Origin of the sequence: Thiomicrorhabdus sp., assembly GCF_041583835.1 — a bacterium.
Classification (GTDB): Bacteria; Pseudomonadota; Gammaproteobacteria; order Thiomicrospirales; family Thiomicrospiraceae; genus Thiomicrorhabdus.
Window position 1 is genome coordinate 154,401 of the sequence record NZ_JBFHFC010000004.1, and the last position, 15,406, is coordinate 169,806.

Consider the following 15,406-nt stretch of genomic DNA (forward strand, 5'->3'; position numbering starts at 1 on the left):
AACCGAATCGGTCGTTGAACCGGTAGATCAAATGCCGTTCTGGCAATACTTAAATGAGTGTTTGCCTGTTTGGCTGCAGTGTTTTTTGAGTCTTCGTCCAGTCTGTGTCGTTAATTCTGTTCTAAAAGGAGCGGATTTAGGGGTGTTTTCAATGCAGGAAAATAGGCGGTTAAGCATTTTTTTGTATTAATTTATATTTCTTTTCTTGAATCGGACTATCTTCTTTAATCCTTCTGTTTATAGGGGTTTCAGGTGTTTTGGGGTTTGGTTTTTGAGGAGGGGCTGTGTATTTTTTTTAATTTTTTTATAAAAAAAAACTTTTCTTTGCTAAAGAAAAAATTGGAGTGCCGTTAACTAGATTGAAGGCAAGAAACATTGCCTCAATACTAAAAATAAAAGCACAAACAAAACACAAGAAGATAGCAAGGGAGAATTTATCATGGCAATGGTAATTAACACAAATATGGGTGCAATGAATGCGGTACGTTTATTAGATAAAACCGCAGGTGAACAAACTACAGCAATGGAACGTTTGACCTCAGGTCTAAGAATCAACAAAGCAGCCGATGATGCGGCTGGTATGGCTGTAGCGGAAGGTATGTCTTCGCAGATCCGTGGTACGGATATGGCAATTCGAAATGCGAATGACGGTATGTCGCTAGTTCAAACATTAGATGGTGCGGCTGAAGAAGTCGTCAGTATGTTACAGCGTATGCGTGAATTGTCGGTACAGTCTTTGAACGGTACTTACAGCGACGAAAACCGCAAACAGATGAACGAAGAAATTAAACAGATGATGACGGAAATTGACCGTGTAGCCGTTACTACCAAGTTCAATGGTGTACAGGTCATGCAGAACGTAGGTACTTCCGGTTCGATTCTATCAGCGGCACCTTCAACATTAAACGTTCATGCCGGTTGGCAGGTTGGTGGTGATAATAAGATTCCAATCTCAACGGCTAACTTCAATACAGGTATCTCGGGTTCAGGCGGTGGAGCAAACTTATTCGGTTACTACACGCATTACAGTACTCAGATTGCCGGTGGAGCGCAAGTTGCGATCTCTGTCAGAGAGTCCGCTTTCAGTAAAGGTACTGTCAGTACTCAGGCCGGAGCATCATTGATGCTGATGAAGATTGATGGAGCTCTGTCGAACACCAATACATTGAGATCTAAATGGGGTGCTTTGCAAAACCGTTTGGAATCGACTGTATCTAACTTGAACAACGTTAATGAAAACGTGAACTCTGCAAGATCACAGATCAAAGACGCTGACTTCGCTAAAGAGTCTGCTAACTTGGCTAAAGCTCAAGTGCTACAGCAGGCGGGTATGAGCATGTTGAGTCAAGCTAACCAGCAAGGTCAGAATGTATTGCAGTTGCTTCAATAAATATTAACCAACGGGCGTCTTGAGCGCCCGTTGGCAAAAAGAATTTGGGAATATACCCAAACAGAACCTGCCAACTTGTTGGCGGAGTACTTAAAGTTAGCGATCCAGACGGGATAAGACTGACTATTTTTCAAAAAGGAGATGTATCATGGCAATGGTAATCAATACAAATATGGGTGCAGTAAATGCAAACCGTATTTTAGAAAAAACCGCTTTAGAGCAATCTACTGCGATGGAGCGTTTAACTTCAGGTCAACGTATCAACTCAGCTGCAGATGATGCTGCTGGTCTAGCAATCACCACTTCGATGTCTTCACAGATTTCCGGTACTAACCAGGCAATTCGTAACGCAAACGACGGTGTATCTTTGGTTCAAACAATGGATGGTGCGACCGAAGAGGTTGTCGGCATGCTTCAGCGTATGCGTGAACTATCTGTTCAGTCATTGAACGGTACTTACAGCTCAGAAAACCGTGGACAAATGCAAGAAGAATTCACACAGTTGATGTCTGAAATCGACCGTGTTGCCGTAACTACCAAGTTCAACGGTGTACAGGTTATGCAGAACGTCGGTACTTCTGGTTCTATTCTTTCTGCAGCAGCGACTCCAACTGGAATTCACGCTGGTTGGCAGACTGGTGCGGACAACAAGATTGATGTATCTCTAGGTAACTTCAATACTGGTATCTCTGGTTCTGGTGGCGGTGCTAACATGTTTGGTTACTATACACACTATAGTACTCAGGTTGCTGGTGGTGCTCAGGTTGCAATTTCTGTTCGTGAGTCTGCGTTCAGTAAAGCAAACATCACTTCTCAAGCTGGTGCTTCCATGGCCATCATGAAAATTGACGGTGCTTTGTCAAACATCGGTACTATGCGTTCTAAATGGGGTGCTTTGCAGAACCGTCTAGAATCAACCGTATCTAACTTGAGCAGCGTTAACGAAAACATCACTGCTGCAAGATCTCAGATCGCGGATGCTGACTTTGCTAAAGAAAGTGCAAACTTAGCGAAAGCACAGGTACTTCAACAGGCTGGTATGAGTATGTTGAGTCAGGCTAACCAGTCAGGACAAAACGTACTGTCACTATTACGTTAATTGATTTTAGTGTGATTTAGTGAGGAGAGGCAGGTATGGAAATTAATTCTATGTCAACACCTGCTGCTGATAGCACAAAGAGCTTACAGACGGCCCCTGTGTCGACTGTAAGCGAAGTGGCAAAACAGCAACAGTCTGAAAAGTCAGTCATCTCTCCCGCCCAGAAAACTAAGCAAGAAACTGCCGTGGCGTTAAATGAACAAGTTCAGAAATTGAATGATCAATTATTGAAACTTGGTCAAGGACTGGCCTTTGCAGTGGATGAAAATACTCAGTCTTCAGTGGTAAAGGTAATTGATCGGACGACTGATGAAGTATTGAAGCAGTTTCCGACGGAAGGGTCTTTAAGGATTATGAAAAATATCCAAAATTACCTGGAATCGGTACAACAAAGTGGCGGACAGCCAAAAGAGGGTTTGACAGGCGTCTTATTCAATGAAATCATATAGATGATAGATTTGATAAGGAGGTTTGTGTGGCAGATTTAAATGTTATACAGCCTAAAAGCTTGAATAGTGTCCCGGCTAGTCCGTCGCTGACACCTGCGGCTTCAAGTGAAGATCGGCAGATTGACCGTAACCAGTTGACTCAGAATTTTGAGAATAAACCGGTTAAGGAAAAATCGTCAACGACACAAGAAGCCAAAGGCCAAATTAACCAAAGCCAATTGGACGATCTTTTAGCTAATATGAATGTCCAGTTGGAAAAACTTCAAAATTATTTGAGGTTTGAAAAAGACGATCAGTCGGAAAAAATGATTGTCTATGTTAAAAACAGTGAAACAGGTGAGGTAATTCGACAAATCCCATCTGAAGAATTTTTGACGATTTCTCAAAACATTACCAAGTTTTTAGAAATGCGTCAGCAGCTATCTGATAAGGTAGCCACTCCAACAGGCTTAATTACAAATGAACAAGCCTAGTAATAAGTTTCCCTTGTGTGTTTAGCGGTCTTTGACCGCTTTTTTTGTTTATAAATCCGCTAAAGTTTTTTTTAGTGCGACCGATACCTATAATAAGAATGGCATCTATGATGCTTAAACCAGATAAGAATAAAAAAGATCAAGGACCAGGAGCGCTGTTATGGCAAACGAAATAGGTACTACGCTATTAAATACACTGACCAGCAGTAAATTTGATATAGGCGGTATGGCGAAAGTGATGGCGGAAGCCGAAGTAGCCGGTCCGAGAGCGCTGATTGAAAAGAATCAAGATAAGGTGTCTACCGAATTAGACGCTCTGAAGTTTCTTGAAACCAATTTGCAGGCGTTCAAATCCTATTTGACGGATCTGTCTTCTCCTGATCTTTTTTCCCAAAAATCGGCAACCTCTTCCGATGAGAGTGTGGTTAAAGTCACCTCTACCAGTGATGCGGCGATTGCTTCGTATCAAATCGAATCCAGACAGCTTGCTCAAGCGCATACCATGGTGGCGAATAAAGCATACTCTTCTCCGTCAGATCTTATTTCAGCCGGTACCTTGAATATTCAGGCCGGTGGTCAAACGCATTCTATCGTGGTTGATGCAACCAACAATACCTTGGAAGGGTTGCAGAAAGTAATCAATAACGGCGATTACGGCGTGACGGCTTCGATTATCAATAACGGCGGAAGCTATCAAATGATGTTCACATCCAAGCAAACCGGTGCGGCCGGCGAGGTGAGCATTTCAGGACTGTCGGATTTTGACACGAACGGTTTGACTACCACTTCCGAAGCGCAAGATGCAGTCATGGTTTTGAATGGTTTGACGGTAACCAATTCAACCAATAACTTCGATAAAGTAATTGAAGGGGTTTCGTTCCAATTGAATGCCGCTTCCATCGGTAGTCCGAAGACGGTGACAGTCGGTCAGGATTCTCAGAATGTAACCGATACCGTCAAGAGTTTTGTCGACGTCTACAATCAATTAGGCGTTATATTGGATGAGTTGGGTAGCTACGATAAAAGCAAATTGACTCAAGAAGAGTTGGATTCCGAAGAATATAAGTATTTTGGAGATTTGGCGGGTAACAGTTTGCTACGTTCCGTAAAATCCCAGATCGAATCGTCTCTTTCGGGAACGATCGGTGAGTTAAATAGTAATTACAATTCTTTGTCTATGGTCGGGATCAGCTTCGACCGCGAAGGTGTTTTGCAATTGGACGAAACGATTCTGAATAATGTGGCGGCAACGAATATGCAAGCCTTGTCGAACTTGTTTTCGAAAGGCGGTAGCAGTGACGACGCATTGGTCAATGTCCTGTCGGGTACCGAAAAGACTCAAACCGGTAATTATCAATTGGATATCACTCAATTAGCTGAAAGAGCGACTGTGAGTGGCGGTGCCGTGACTTTATCTACGGATGAGAGCGTTGCCGGAGATCGTGTTACCGATGCCACGGCGGCATTAACGATTGATGCCGGTGCTTCATTGAACTTACAGATCGGAGCGACGGCAAATTTGATTGATTTGTCCTCGATTGCGGGTACATACACCACTAAAGACGAAGTGGCGGCTCAGATTCAAACTCAAATTGACGCCGTATTTGGTGCCGGGATCGCCACTTTTGCCTATGATTCCAGTCAAGCGCGTTTTGAAATTTCATCCGCTACGGGTCAGGGCACGGCAGACGTTTTGAGTTCGACCGGACTAACCGGTCAAGGCTTCTCGGGCGGTGCGTATGCCGGTCAGCAGTTGATCGATCTGTCGGCGGCAGATGCTTCCTTTAATGTGAAGATCGACGAATCGGTGACTTCTGCAGTGACGATTCAGGCGGGACGTTATACGTTGGATGAATTGGCGACTAAGATGACTAATAACATCAATTCGAATACCGATGTGATGGCGGCAGGCGCATCCGTCAATATTTCGACTGCGGGTGGTGTTTTGAACGTGACTTCCGATCGTTTCGGTATTTTTTCGTCAGTGGAGTTGACCGGTTTTGCCAACTTCGCCAATGCCGGATTCACGGCTGATCTGACCGATATCGGGCAGAATGTGGACGGTACCATCACGACGGCGAGTGGAACCATGAATATTGGTGCTTATGCGGACGCTACCGACGGCCGTAAGGTAAAGGTCAGTGATTTTGCCGTCATTTCCGGAAATGCAGCGGAAGTGAGAGGTTTGGAATTTGAAGTACTTGGCGGCGCTTTAGGTGCACGAGGAACGATTACCTATGCTCAAGGTTTTGCCAGCTTGCTGGAAGAGAACGTGAACAATTTGTTCAAGGATGGCGTGGGACTGGTCTCCGAAAGAATCGGTAATTTGACCGATAAAATGGAGAGTTACGACGAGCGAACCAAGAAGATCGATGCGCGTTATGAAAAGTTGCTTTTGAAGTATCAAATGCAATTTGCATCTTTGCAGTCGATTCTTTCGAGCTCCCAACAGACGATGGATTATTTATCGGCTACATTCAGCAATAACAGTAACAATTAATAAATAAAACAATAAGATTGAACGAGGGAAAATTCTATGAATATGGCGATGCGAAATAAGTTTGCACAACAATATGCCAATAACTTTGTAGAGACAGCCGTTTCGGAAGCGACTCCGCATAAATTGGTTGAAATGTTGTATGACGGCGCTCTGAAGAACCTGAACTTGACTAAAGTGTTTATAGAGCAAAAGAATTATGAGAAAAAGGCCGAGTTCTCTAACAAGGCATTGAGTATCATTAACGCGCTAAGAGCCGGTGTCGATATGGAAAAAGGTCGAGACGTGGCCGGTAACCTTTACGACTTGTATGACTATTGTTACCGTCGAGTGCTTGAGGCTTCTACAAAAAATGATACGGTTATTATTGATGAAGTCATTGAACATATTAAAACGTTAAGTGATGCTTGGAAAGAGATGCCTGAAACGATTAAGCGTTCTTCTAAAGAACAGATCGAACGATTGAGAGCTTAATAGTGTCTGTAGAAAAGGTTAAATTAACCCTGTTGGCGCATTCCCAAAATATGTTGAATGCCGCGCGCGAAAAAGATTGGGAACGTTTCTCGCAATTGGATTCCGCTTGGCAACCTCAATTGGAATCCGCCGTTGCCGAATATGGTTCTGAGTTGAATTCGATCGGTCCTCAGCTAATGAAAGACAATCAAAATATTCAGAACTGTATTCAACGTACTCAGCATGAGTTGGCCGTCGATTTGGAAAAAAATATGCACGCCAATTCCGCTGTTAAAAAATATTTAAAATAAATCCCCTCAAAAAATATTGCCAAATTTTTGACATCCAGTAAAAACCCGTATATAAAGGGTACCTAGAGGTCAATTACAAACGGCGGTTAGATGTCCCAAGAACTTTTATCTTCTTTAGTTGGCGATGGGCCAGCAATGCAAAAGGTTAAAAAACTGATTCTTCAGGTTGCTCAAACCGATGCGACGGTTTTGATATTGGGGGAATCGGGTACCGGTAAAGAGGTCGTGGCGCAATGCCTTCACTCCGTCTCTGCCCGAAGCGATAAAGCGTTTGTTCCTATCAATTGTGGTGCCATTCCCGGTGAGTTACTGGAGAGCGAACTTTTCGGTCACGAAAAAGGTGCGTTTACCGGTGCGATTACTGCTCGTAAAGGCCGTTTCGAAATGGCTGAGAAAGGCACGATTTTCCTTGATGAGATCGGCGATATGCCGCTTCCGATGCAGGTTAAGTTGTTGCGCGTATTGCAAGAGCGCAGCTATGAACGCGTCGGCGGCAATAAAAGTTTTCAGTGTGATGTCCGCGTGGTTGCGGCCACTCACCGGGATTTGGAAGATAATATTGCCGACGGCACCTTCCGAGAAGACTTGTTTTACCGCTTGAATGTCTTTCCTATTGAAATGCCTGCTTTGAGGGAACGTCGAGAAGATATCCCTGCATTATTCAACTTCATGTTTCAAAAAATTCAAGATAACGGTCGGTTGATTCCGAAGCTGTCAGAGCGTGCACTGATTGCTTTGCAAAATTATGATTGGCCGGGAAATGTTCGTGAATTGGGGAATCTGGCTGAGCGTTTGTCTATTTTATTTCCCGATCTGCCGGTGGAATACGACGATCTTCCAAGCCGTTATCAAGTTACGTTGGACGACGATGCTAAGTTAATCCATATCGATTCGACGGCGTTGGAATCTTCCGCTCCTACGGTTTCGGTAGCCGACACAACTCAGCCGATTTCAGAGTCGGATGCGAGTCTGAACGTTCAGAATGAATCCTCGAATCCAGAAACCGTTGGAACCGGGCTGTTTAATGATACGCCTAATTTGAACGAAGGTTTGGATTTGAAATCCTATTTGGTTGAAATGGAAGTTCAGTTGATACAAAAAGCGTTGTCACAAACCGACGGCAATGTTTCCCAAGCTGCCAAGTTGCTGCAGACCAACCGAACCACGTTAGTCGAAAAGATCCGTAAGTACGACTTAAGCTAGGTTAACAAGAGAAGCGGGAGGGGTTGTGCTGAATGAAGTGGAGAAAAATCGCCTAGTCGAACTCGAGCAGGCATTTGAATTATTTAACGAAACTTCTCTACAGTTGACGCATGCTTATGAGGCGCTTCAACAGCAAGTTTCGGATTTGCAGATGCAGCTTGCCAAAAGCGATCGCGAAAAGCGTAAAGTCGCCGATCGTTTGAGCCGCTTGTTGAACCTATTGCCGGCCGGAGTGATCGTCTTGAATCATAAAGACGAGATTGTGGAGATGAATCCGAGTGCCGAAGTGATTTTGGGTGCGGATGCACAGGGAAGGAATTGGGATGTGGTTGTCATGAACGCCTTCCTGACCCGGAACGATGCGGGCGAGTTGATAACTCATGACGAAAAAGTATTTCAGTATTCCGAAACCGATCTGGATCAGGCGTTGGGTAAAATTTTATTGATCCAGGATGTTACCTCCGCACGTCATTTGCAGGATCATGTCAATCGCCATCAACGACTCAATTCAATGGGGGAAATGGCGGCGTCGTTGGCGCATCAGATTCGTACTCCGTTGGCCTCCGCATTATTATATGTTTCCCAGATGAATTCCGACCAGCTTGACGACTCTAAACGAGAGAAGTTTGTCGGCAAAGCTTTGCACAGTTTAAGGCACTTGGAAGGGCTGGTGAAGGATATGCTGCAATACGCCAAAGGCGGGAAAGGCAGTGAACAGAAAGTGGAATTACGTCATTTACTTGAATTGGTGAAGCAAACCGTGGAACCGCAAGCAAAATTAAGCGGTAGCGAAGTATTGTTCGATCCATTTGTGCCTGGTTTGGCTGTTTGCGGTGATCAGGACGGTTTGGTGACGGCGTTGCAAAATTTGATCGGCAATGCAATCGACGTGGTCGGTAAGGAAGCCAGGGTGCAGGTAACCGTGAATAAGCTTGATGATGAGAAAGTGGATATCGTCGTCAGTGATAACGGACCGGGCATTCCGGCAGAAAAATTGGAAAAAGTGTTTGAGCCTTTCTATACCAGTCGTGCAAAGGGGACGGGTTTGGGCTTAGCGGTCGTTAGGGCGATTGCGGAAGCACATAATGGACAGGCTTGGGTAAAATCGATTCCGGGTTACGGATCCAAGTTTGGTATACGATTGCCGTTGGCAGAAGTAAAGGGAATGGAATGAGTATCGCAAAAGTATTGATTGTAGAAGACGATCAAGAGCTGCAAGAAGCCTTAGTGGATACTTTGTCTTTGAACGGATTTGAAGCTTTGAGTGTGAGTAGTGCGGAAGACGCTTTGGTCGCGCTTGATGACGATATCGGCATGGTGTTCAGCGATATTCGTATGGACGGCATGGACGGCTATACGTTGATGAAGCGGATTAGGGCGATCAAACCCTATCTGCCGATTGTATTGATGACGGCTTACGGAACCATCGAGCAAGCAGTGGACGCGATGAAGGCGGGAGCGGTGGATTACATCGTTAAACCGTTCGAAGCCAATGTACTGGTTGAAAAAGCCAAAGTGTACTTCAATCGCGATGCGTCCAGTGAAGATGACTTTGTCGTAGCCGATCCGGCAACCCAGCAAATTAAAAACATGGCGAAAAAAGTCGCGGACAGTGATGCCAGTGTTTTTATCAGTGGTGAAAGTGGTACCGGTAAAGAGGTCTTGGCGCGGTACATTCATAACCAATCTTCCCGAAATCAACAGCCGTTTGTGGCAATCAACTGTGCCGCCATTCCGGAGAATATGCTCGAAGCCATGCTGTTTGGTTACGAAAAAGGCGCATTTACCGGTGCGGCCAAATCGATGCCCGGTAAATTCGAGCAAGCGCAACACGGAACGATTTTCTTGGATGAGATCGGCGAAATGAAACCCGATCTTCAGGCAAAGCTATTGCGCGTCCTTCAGGAGCGTGAAGTCGAAAGAATTGGTAGCCATAAGGTGATTAAGTTGGACGTGAGAGTGCTGAGTGCGTCTAATGTGCCTATGAAGCAGGCGATTCAAAATGGCGATTTTCGAGAGGATTTATATTACCGTTTGAATGTCTTCCCGATGCGTTTGCCTCCTCTTAAAGAGCGTCCTCGTGATATTGCCGCCATTGCCGAAAGATTGTTACAAAGGCATTGCGGTAGAAGTCGTATTGAACCGATGGTTTCGGCACCGGCAATGAAGCGTTTGATTGAGTACTCGTGGCCGGGTAATATTCGAGAGTTGGATAATGTGATTCAACGCGCTTTGGTGATGATGTCGGGAGATACCATTCAAAAGCAGGATATTTTGCTTGATCTTGACGGCGAGGAATTTGAAAGCGTTCCATCCGAACGGCATTTTGGAGAAACTGAAACGGTTCAGTCAGAGGTTGGCATAACTAACTCGGATGAAATAAAAGATCTTAAGGCACGTGAAATTGCCTTGATTTTGGAAACCTTACAACAACATAACGGGCATCGTCAGAAGACGGCGGAAACCTTGAACATTAGTCCGAGAACCTTAAGGTATAAAATTGCCAAACTGAAAGAACAGGGCGTCGACGTCCCTTAAGCTAAATCACGAATTCCCTAGTAGAGGGTAAATGCTTAGAATTGAGCTTATGTTTGAACTGGCTATTCAGTGGTTATCGACCGGAAAAAAAATAATTTAGTCGAAATGAATCGATTTGTTGGTTTTTTGACATTTTTTTGGCATATCAATTGCTGTTAGTCCGGTGTTATTCGTTATAAAATAATTCAATGTGACATAATAGCGAAATAAGAATGTCACCACGGTTTTCTAGATTGACGGAATAAATGTTAATTCGGATTGGTTTAAAGAGTTGGAGTTCTAAGCCTAATGAGCACAATTGATACACAAAGCTTGATGTTACAGATGCGTTCTTTGGCGGCGCAGGCGGCTAGCAAGCCGGCTGATCCGGTTGAAGGTGCGGCACAGACAGGTGAGGAAAAAGCGGACAATTTTGCCGAATTGTTGTCTTCTTCTGTCAATGCGGTCAACGCTCAGCAACAAAAAGCGGGTGCTATGAAAGAGGCTTTTGAACGCGGTGATCTGGATGTCGAACTTTCGGAAGTGATGTTACAGGCCCAAAAAGCAAGCTTATCGTTTCAAGCGATGACTCAGGTCCGTAATAAGTTAACGGAAGCTTATAAAGACATTATGAATATGCCGATTTAATCGGCGTTTATTTTGAGTTATCAACCTTAATCATAAAGAAGAAACCCTATGGCTGAACCGCAAGCGTCATTTGATTCCTCACTTAATCCGCAGCAACCGACGGGTTTGGGAACGACGCTTTTAAATAATCTTATGGCGTTGTCAGTCGCCAAACAAGTCAGTCTCGTTATTGCGCTTGCCGCCAGTATTGCGTTAACGGTGGGCATCTTACTCTGGTCTCAAAACACCCCTTATACTCTACTATTCGGTAGTTTGGACGCGAAAGACATTAATGAAGTGGTACAAACGCTTGAACAAGAGCAGGTTGAGTATCGCATCGATCAGTCCAGCGGCGGAATATTGGTTCCGTCCGATCAAGTCTATGCGTTAAGGCTTAAACTGGCAGCAGCCGGTTTTCCCAAGCAAGCTGCAACCGGTTATCAGTTATTGGATGTCGAACAAGGCTTCGGAATTTCCCAATTCAAAGAAACAACTCAATATCATCGTGCGCTGGAAGGTGAGTTGGCTAAAACGGTCTCTTCTATCAATGCCGTAAAATCGGCGCGAGTGATGCTGGGTTTGCCAAAACGTTCCGTTTTTGTGCGCAAACAACAGAAGCCATCCGCTTCCGTAGCGGTAAAGCTTTATCCGGGTAGAAGTTTGAATGACGAGCAGGTCAGCTCGATTGTCTATTTGGTCGCGTCCAGTATTCCTAATATGGATGTCAAAGACGTGACTGTCGTCGATCAGCGCGGTAATTTATTAACCGGTGATGCCCATTCGAGCGGTACTTTGAATATGAGTATGAAGCAGCTCGACTATACGCGTACCGTTGAGGAAACCCTGTCTAACCGAATTATCAAATTGTTGGCACCTATCGTTGGTGGAGAAGACAAGGTTCGTGCCCAGGTAACGGCCGAATTGGACTTTACCCAGCAAGAGCAAACGCGTGAGAATTACGAGCCGGATCCGGAAGCCATTCGTTCCGAACAGGAAGTAAAAGAAATTAATCGTAATGAAGGTCCGACGGGTATTCCGGGGGCTTTGACGAATCAGCCGCCGCGTGCAGGGTTAGCTCCGGAAGAGGGGTATAGTGCTGAAAAAGATCCAAATTTAAGAAACTCGACCGAGAAGAAGACAAAAAATTACGAGCTGGATCGTACTGTCAGTCATATAAAAAATTCAGTGGGTAACATTCACCGCCTTTCTGTAGCGGTCGTACTGGATGATAAGGCGGCTTTAGACGCCGATAATAATGTCGTCAAAACCGCACTGACGGATGACGAACTTCTGCGTTATCGCCGTTTAGTCAGCGATACGGTAGGATTGGACGAAACCCGAGGCGACACTTTGACCGTTGTAAATGCGTCATTTGTCACCGCACCGCCGGAAGAGATGGATATTACGCCGATCTGGCAAGAGAATTGGTTCTGGGATTTAGTTAAGCAGTTGCTAGCCGGCTTGGCGGTATTGATCATCATCTTCGGTGTCATTCGTCCGATGTTGAAAGACCTTGCCAAGAAAGAAGAAAGCATTTTGGCTTACCCTGAAGAGGTTCCGGAAGAGGAAGAGGAACTTGAAAATGTCGATGAAATTTCTAAGGCTCTAGAGCAGATGAGTGAAGAAGTCGAACAGACGGCCGCTCAGTCCGAAGCGGAATCGAATGCCGAGCATGAATTACTTGAAAAAGTCCGTACTATGGTCGCTGCAGATCCTAAGGTGGCGGCTCATATCATGAAACAGTGGATGTCGGGGAATAAATAGGATGCCAGATTCAGCCATTGAAGAAATGGGAGAAGGGAAGAAGTTCGGCGGCTTGGATAGCGCTGCGATTTTTTTGCTTGCCTTGGGAAAAGATAATGCCGCACAGGTATTAAAACATCTTAATCCGCGTGAGGTACAACAGATCGGTTCGGCGATGACGTCGATCGAGAACGTGTCACGTAACGATATTCACAATGTCATGCAGGCGTATCTGGATGAATTGGGCGAAGATGCACTGGGTGTCGATCCTAACGAATACGCTCAATCCTTGATGGCGGATGCGTTGGGTGAAAGCGGCGGTCATTTGATGGACGCTGCGCTTCTCGGCGATCAGGTCAAGGGTCTGGAAGCTTTGAAATGGATGCATCCGTCCACGATCTCCAATATGTTGCGTAATGAACATCCACAGGTTGTTGCAATTGTCTTGTCGTATTTCGATGCCGATCAAGCGGCAGAAGTGTTGAGAGGGATTCCGGAACGTTTCCAAGCGGAAGTTATTTACCGTATTGCCACTCTGACTACGATTCAGCCGAGAGCGTTATTCGACCTGAACGACGTGTTGGAGAATGCGTCTAGTGACGGTGAGGGCGGTAAGTTGGCGACCATCGGCGGAGAGAAACGTGCGGCCGAAATCCTAAACTTGGTCGGCGGTGGCGTCGATTCCCGTATTCTGGATGATATCGCTGTCGAGCATGAAGATGTCAGTAAGGGCATTCAAGATAAGATGTTCGTCTTCGATGACATCATCGGTATTGATGATCGCGGTATTCAGACGATTGTGGCCGAGGTGCCGAATGAGGTGTTGATTGTCGCCTTGAAAGGGGCTGATAACAACCTTAAAGAGAAATTCCTGGCCAACGTTTCCAAGCGTCAAGCGGATATTATGCGAGACGATTTGGAAATGGGCGGTCCTGTGAAACTCAGTGCGGTTGAAGAAGCTCAGCGTACCATCATTCAAACGGTGCGCCGTTTAGCGGATGAAGAAAAAGTGATGATGCCGGGTGGCGGTGAGGAGTTTGTATAGTGCCGGACAAGCCTGTTTCAAATGCGAATCAGTCGGTGGTCGACGAACCTCAGGAATTAGCCAAAGTGATTCCGGCTAAAGAGGTCGCCAAGCCGCAGATTCGCGCTTGGAAGTTGAATAATCTGGTCAAGGAAGCCGAGCAGAAAGAGATTGAAAAAGAACAAAGGGTATACGACGACCTTAAACAGAAGTTGCAGCCCGAAATCAATCGTCAGACCGAGGTTCTAAAAAAAGAGGCTTATGAACTTGCCAAGCAAGAGGGGTTTGATGCCGGATATGCCGAAGGAAAGGCGCTTGGCCAGCAAGAAGCGAAGGACATTGCTTTAGCGGAAGCCGAAGCGGCTCTGGCACCAAAAGTAGAGCAATTGGATGCTCTGTTAGTATCACTCGATAAACCTTATAAGTTATTGGAAAAGAAGGTTTTTGAACACTTGAGTAGCCTTGCTTTGCATATTGCCGAAGAGGTTATTCAGCAACACATTACCGACAGCCCTGAGTGGATCGTTAAAATCATTCACGAAGCGGTTGCCGCGTTAAACGACAGCATGAATCCGATCGAAATCTCTTTGAATCCTCATGATTTTGAATTGATTTCACAGTACGGGAGTTCATTCGCCGAGCATTGGAAGGTGTCGAGCAGTGATGCGGTGGCGGTCGGAACTTGCCGGGTTAAACAAGGTTTTTCTTCCATCGAACATAATTGGCATCATCGGTTTGAAAGTATGAGCGTTAAGTTGCAGGCTGAAGCCGTTGCTGATGCCTCTAACGCTGCTGATGACGAATGATTGTTTTGACACTTTTCAATTCGACCGTAACAGTCGGCTCGACTTCCTCTTTTTTTACGTGTAATCAGTGCTGAATTAGGAACGTTACATGGATTTCGCAAAACACCTCAATCAGACCATGACGGCAAAGATAGATCAGTTGTCTAAGGAGATAAGTCTGCCTTCCTCTTTGGTTGTCGAAGGGCGTTTGGTGCGTATGGTCGGCATGACTTTGGAGGTTGTCGGTACTTATGCTCCGGTTGGCTCGCGTTGTCAAATTTCCAGTACTCAAGGCGATCCCATCGAAGCGGAAGTCGTCGGCTTTCACGATGACCGTCTGTTTTTAATGCCGATCGGCGAGACCCAAGGATTATCTCCAAATGCAAAAGTCACTCCGATACCGGGGGGCGTTAAAGTTAAAGTCGGTACGGCGATGCTTGGAAGGATTGTTGACGGTTCCGGTAGTCCGCTTGACGGCAATGGCCCGATTGATACACCTGATGAAGTGCTGTTATCGGGACGTCGCGTCAATCCTTTGAAACGTGCCCCTATCGAAGAGCCTTTGGATGTCGGGATAAAGGCGATTAACGGTTTGTTGACGTTGGGAAGAGGGCAGCGTGTCGGTTTGATGGCGGGGACCGGTGTCGGAAAAAGTGTACTGTTGGGTATGATGACGCGGTATACCAATGCCGATGTGGTTGTCGTCGGTCTTGTGGGAGAGCGTGGTCGCGAGGTTAACGATTTTGTTCGTAACAACCTGGGGGAAGAGGGTTTGAAGCGTTCTGTCGTCGTGGCGACACCCGCAGACGATCCGCCTTTGATGCGATTGCACGGA

The 15,406-nt window shown here is 45.6% G+C and carries 14 protein-coding genes and 1 pseudogene; all 15 read left to right on the forward strand.

The genetic code is table 11. From position 1 onward, the window contains the following. The first annotated feature begins 439 nt into the window (after positions 1-439). A complete protein-coding gene (locus ABY044_RS03820) occupies positions 440-1,390 on the forward strand; it encodes a flagellin (protein WP_373018337.1) in 951 nt (316 codons plus the stop codon). A 148-nt stretch (positions 1,391-1,538) separates the two neighbouring features. Beyond that, positions 1,539-2,489 carry a flagellin gene (locus tag ABY044_RS03825; RefSeq protein ID WP_373018339.1) on the forward strand — a complete coding sequence of 317 codons (951 nt, stop codon included), beginning with the start codon at positions 1,539-1,541 and terminating at the stop codon, positions 2,487-2,489. Between the two features lie 35 nt (positions 2,490-2,524). After that, on the forward strand, positions 2,525-2,938 hold the full coding sequence (locus ABY044_RS03830; RefSeq protein WP_373018341.1) for a flagellar protein FlaG: 414 nt from the start codon (positions 2,525-2,527) through the stop codon (positions 2,936-2,938). A 26-nt stretch (positions 2,939-2,964) separates the two neighbouring features. Beyond that, complete coding sequence (locus ABY044_RS03835; RefSeq protein WP_373018343.1) at positions 2,965-3,411, forward strand: flagellar protein FlaG; 447 nt, start codon at positions 2,965-2,967, stop codon at positions 3,409-3,411. Between the two features lie 160 nt (positions 3,412-3,571). Next, positions 3,572-5,911 carry a flagellar filament capping protein FliD gene (gene fliD / locus ABY044_RS03840; protein ID WP_373018345.1) on the forward strand — a complete coding sequence of 780 codons (2,340 nt, stop codon included), beginning with the start codon at positions 3,572-3,574 and terminating at the stop codon, positions 5,909-5,911. A 36-nt stretch (positions 5,912-5,947) separates the two neighbouring features. Continuing rightward, positions 5,948-6,382, forward strand: coding sequence for a flagellar export chaperone FliS (gene fliS, locus ABY044_RS03845; protein ID WP_373018347.1), 435 nt, complete (start codon positions 5,948-5,950; stop codon positions 6,380-6,382). A 2-nt stretch (positions 6,383-6,384) separates the two neighbouring features. Continuing rightward, positions 6,385-6,672, forward strand: a complete 288-nt coding sequence (locus tag ABY044_RS03850) for a flagellar protein FliT (protein WP_373018349.1) — start codon at positions 6,385-6,387, stop codon at positions 6,670-6,672. 90 nt (positions 6,673-6,762) lie between these two features. Next, positions 6,763-7,875 (forward strand): sigma-54 interaction domain-containing protein, encoded by a 1,113-nt coding sequence (locus ABY044_RS03855; protein ID WP_373018351.1) that lies wholly within the window; start codon positions 6,763-6,765, stop codon positions 7,873-7,875. A 25-nt stretch (positions 7,876-7,900) separates the two neighbouring features. After that, the gene (locus ABY044_RS03860; protein WP_373018353.1) at positions 7,901-9,049 is read left to right on the forward strand and encodes a PAS domain-containing sensor histidine kinase; all 1,149 of its coding nucleotides are present in this window, start codon (positions 7,901-7,903) and stop codon (positions 9,047-9,049) included. Continuing rightward, the gene (locus ABY044_RS03865) at positions 9,046-10,413 is read left to right on the forward strand and encodes a sigma-54-dependent transcriptional regulator (protein WP_373018355.1); all 1,368 of its coding nucleotides are present in this window, start codon (positions 9,046-9,048) and stop codon (positions 10,411-10,413) included. Before ABY044_RS03860 ends, ABY044_RS03865 begins: the two co-directional genes overlap by 4 nt. A gap of 288 nt (positions 10,414-10,701) precedes the next feature. Further along, positions 10,702-11,040, forward strand: coding sequence for a flagellar hook-basal body complex protein FliE (gene fliE / locus ABY044_RS03870; protein ID WP_373018357.1), 339 nt, complete (start codon positions 10,702-10,704; stop codon positions 11,038-11,040). A gap of 48 nt (positions 11,041-11,088) precedes the next feature. Further along, on the forward strand, positions 11,089-12,783 hold the full coding sequence (gene fliF, locus ABY044_RS03875) for a flagellar basal-body MS-ring/collar protein FliF (protein ID WP_373018359.1): 1,695 nt from the start codon (positions 11,089-11,091) through the stop codon (positions 12,781-12,783). 1 nt (position 12,784) lies between these two features. After that, positions 12,785-13,807: a flagellar motor switch protein FliG gene (gene fliG / locus ABY044_RS03880; protein ID WP_373018361.1), complete on the forward strand. Its 1,023-nt coding sequence runs from the start codon at positions 12,785-12,787 to the stop codon at positions 13,805-13,807. Continuing rightward, positions 13,807-14,592: a FliH/SctL family protein gene (locus ABY044_RS03885; RefSeq protein WP_373018363.1), complete on the forward strand. Its 786-nt coding sequence runs from the start codon at positions 13,807-13,809 to the stop codon at positions 14,590-14,592. Before fliG ends, ABY044_RS03885 begins: the two co-directional genes overlap by 1 nt. A gap of 88 nt (positions 14,593-14,680) precedes the next feature. Then, positions 14,681-15,406: pseudogene (locus tag ABY044_RS03890) on the forward strand (flagellum-specific ATP synthase FliI); the annotation flags it as partial.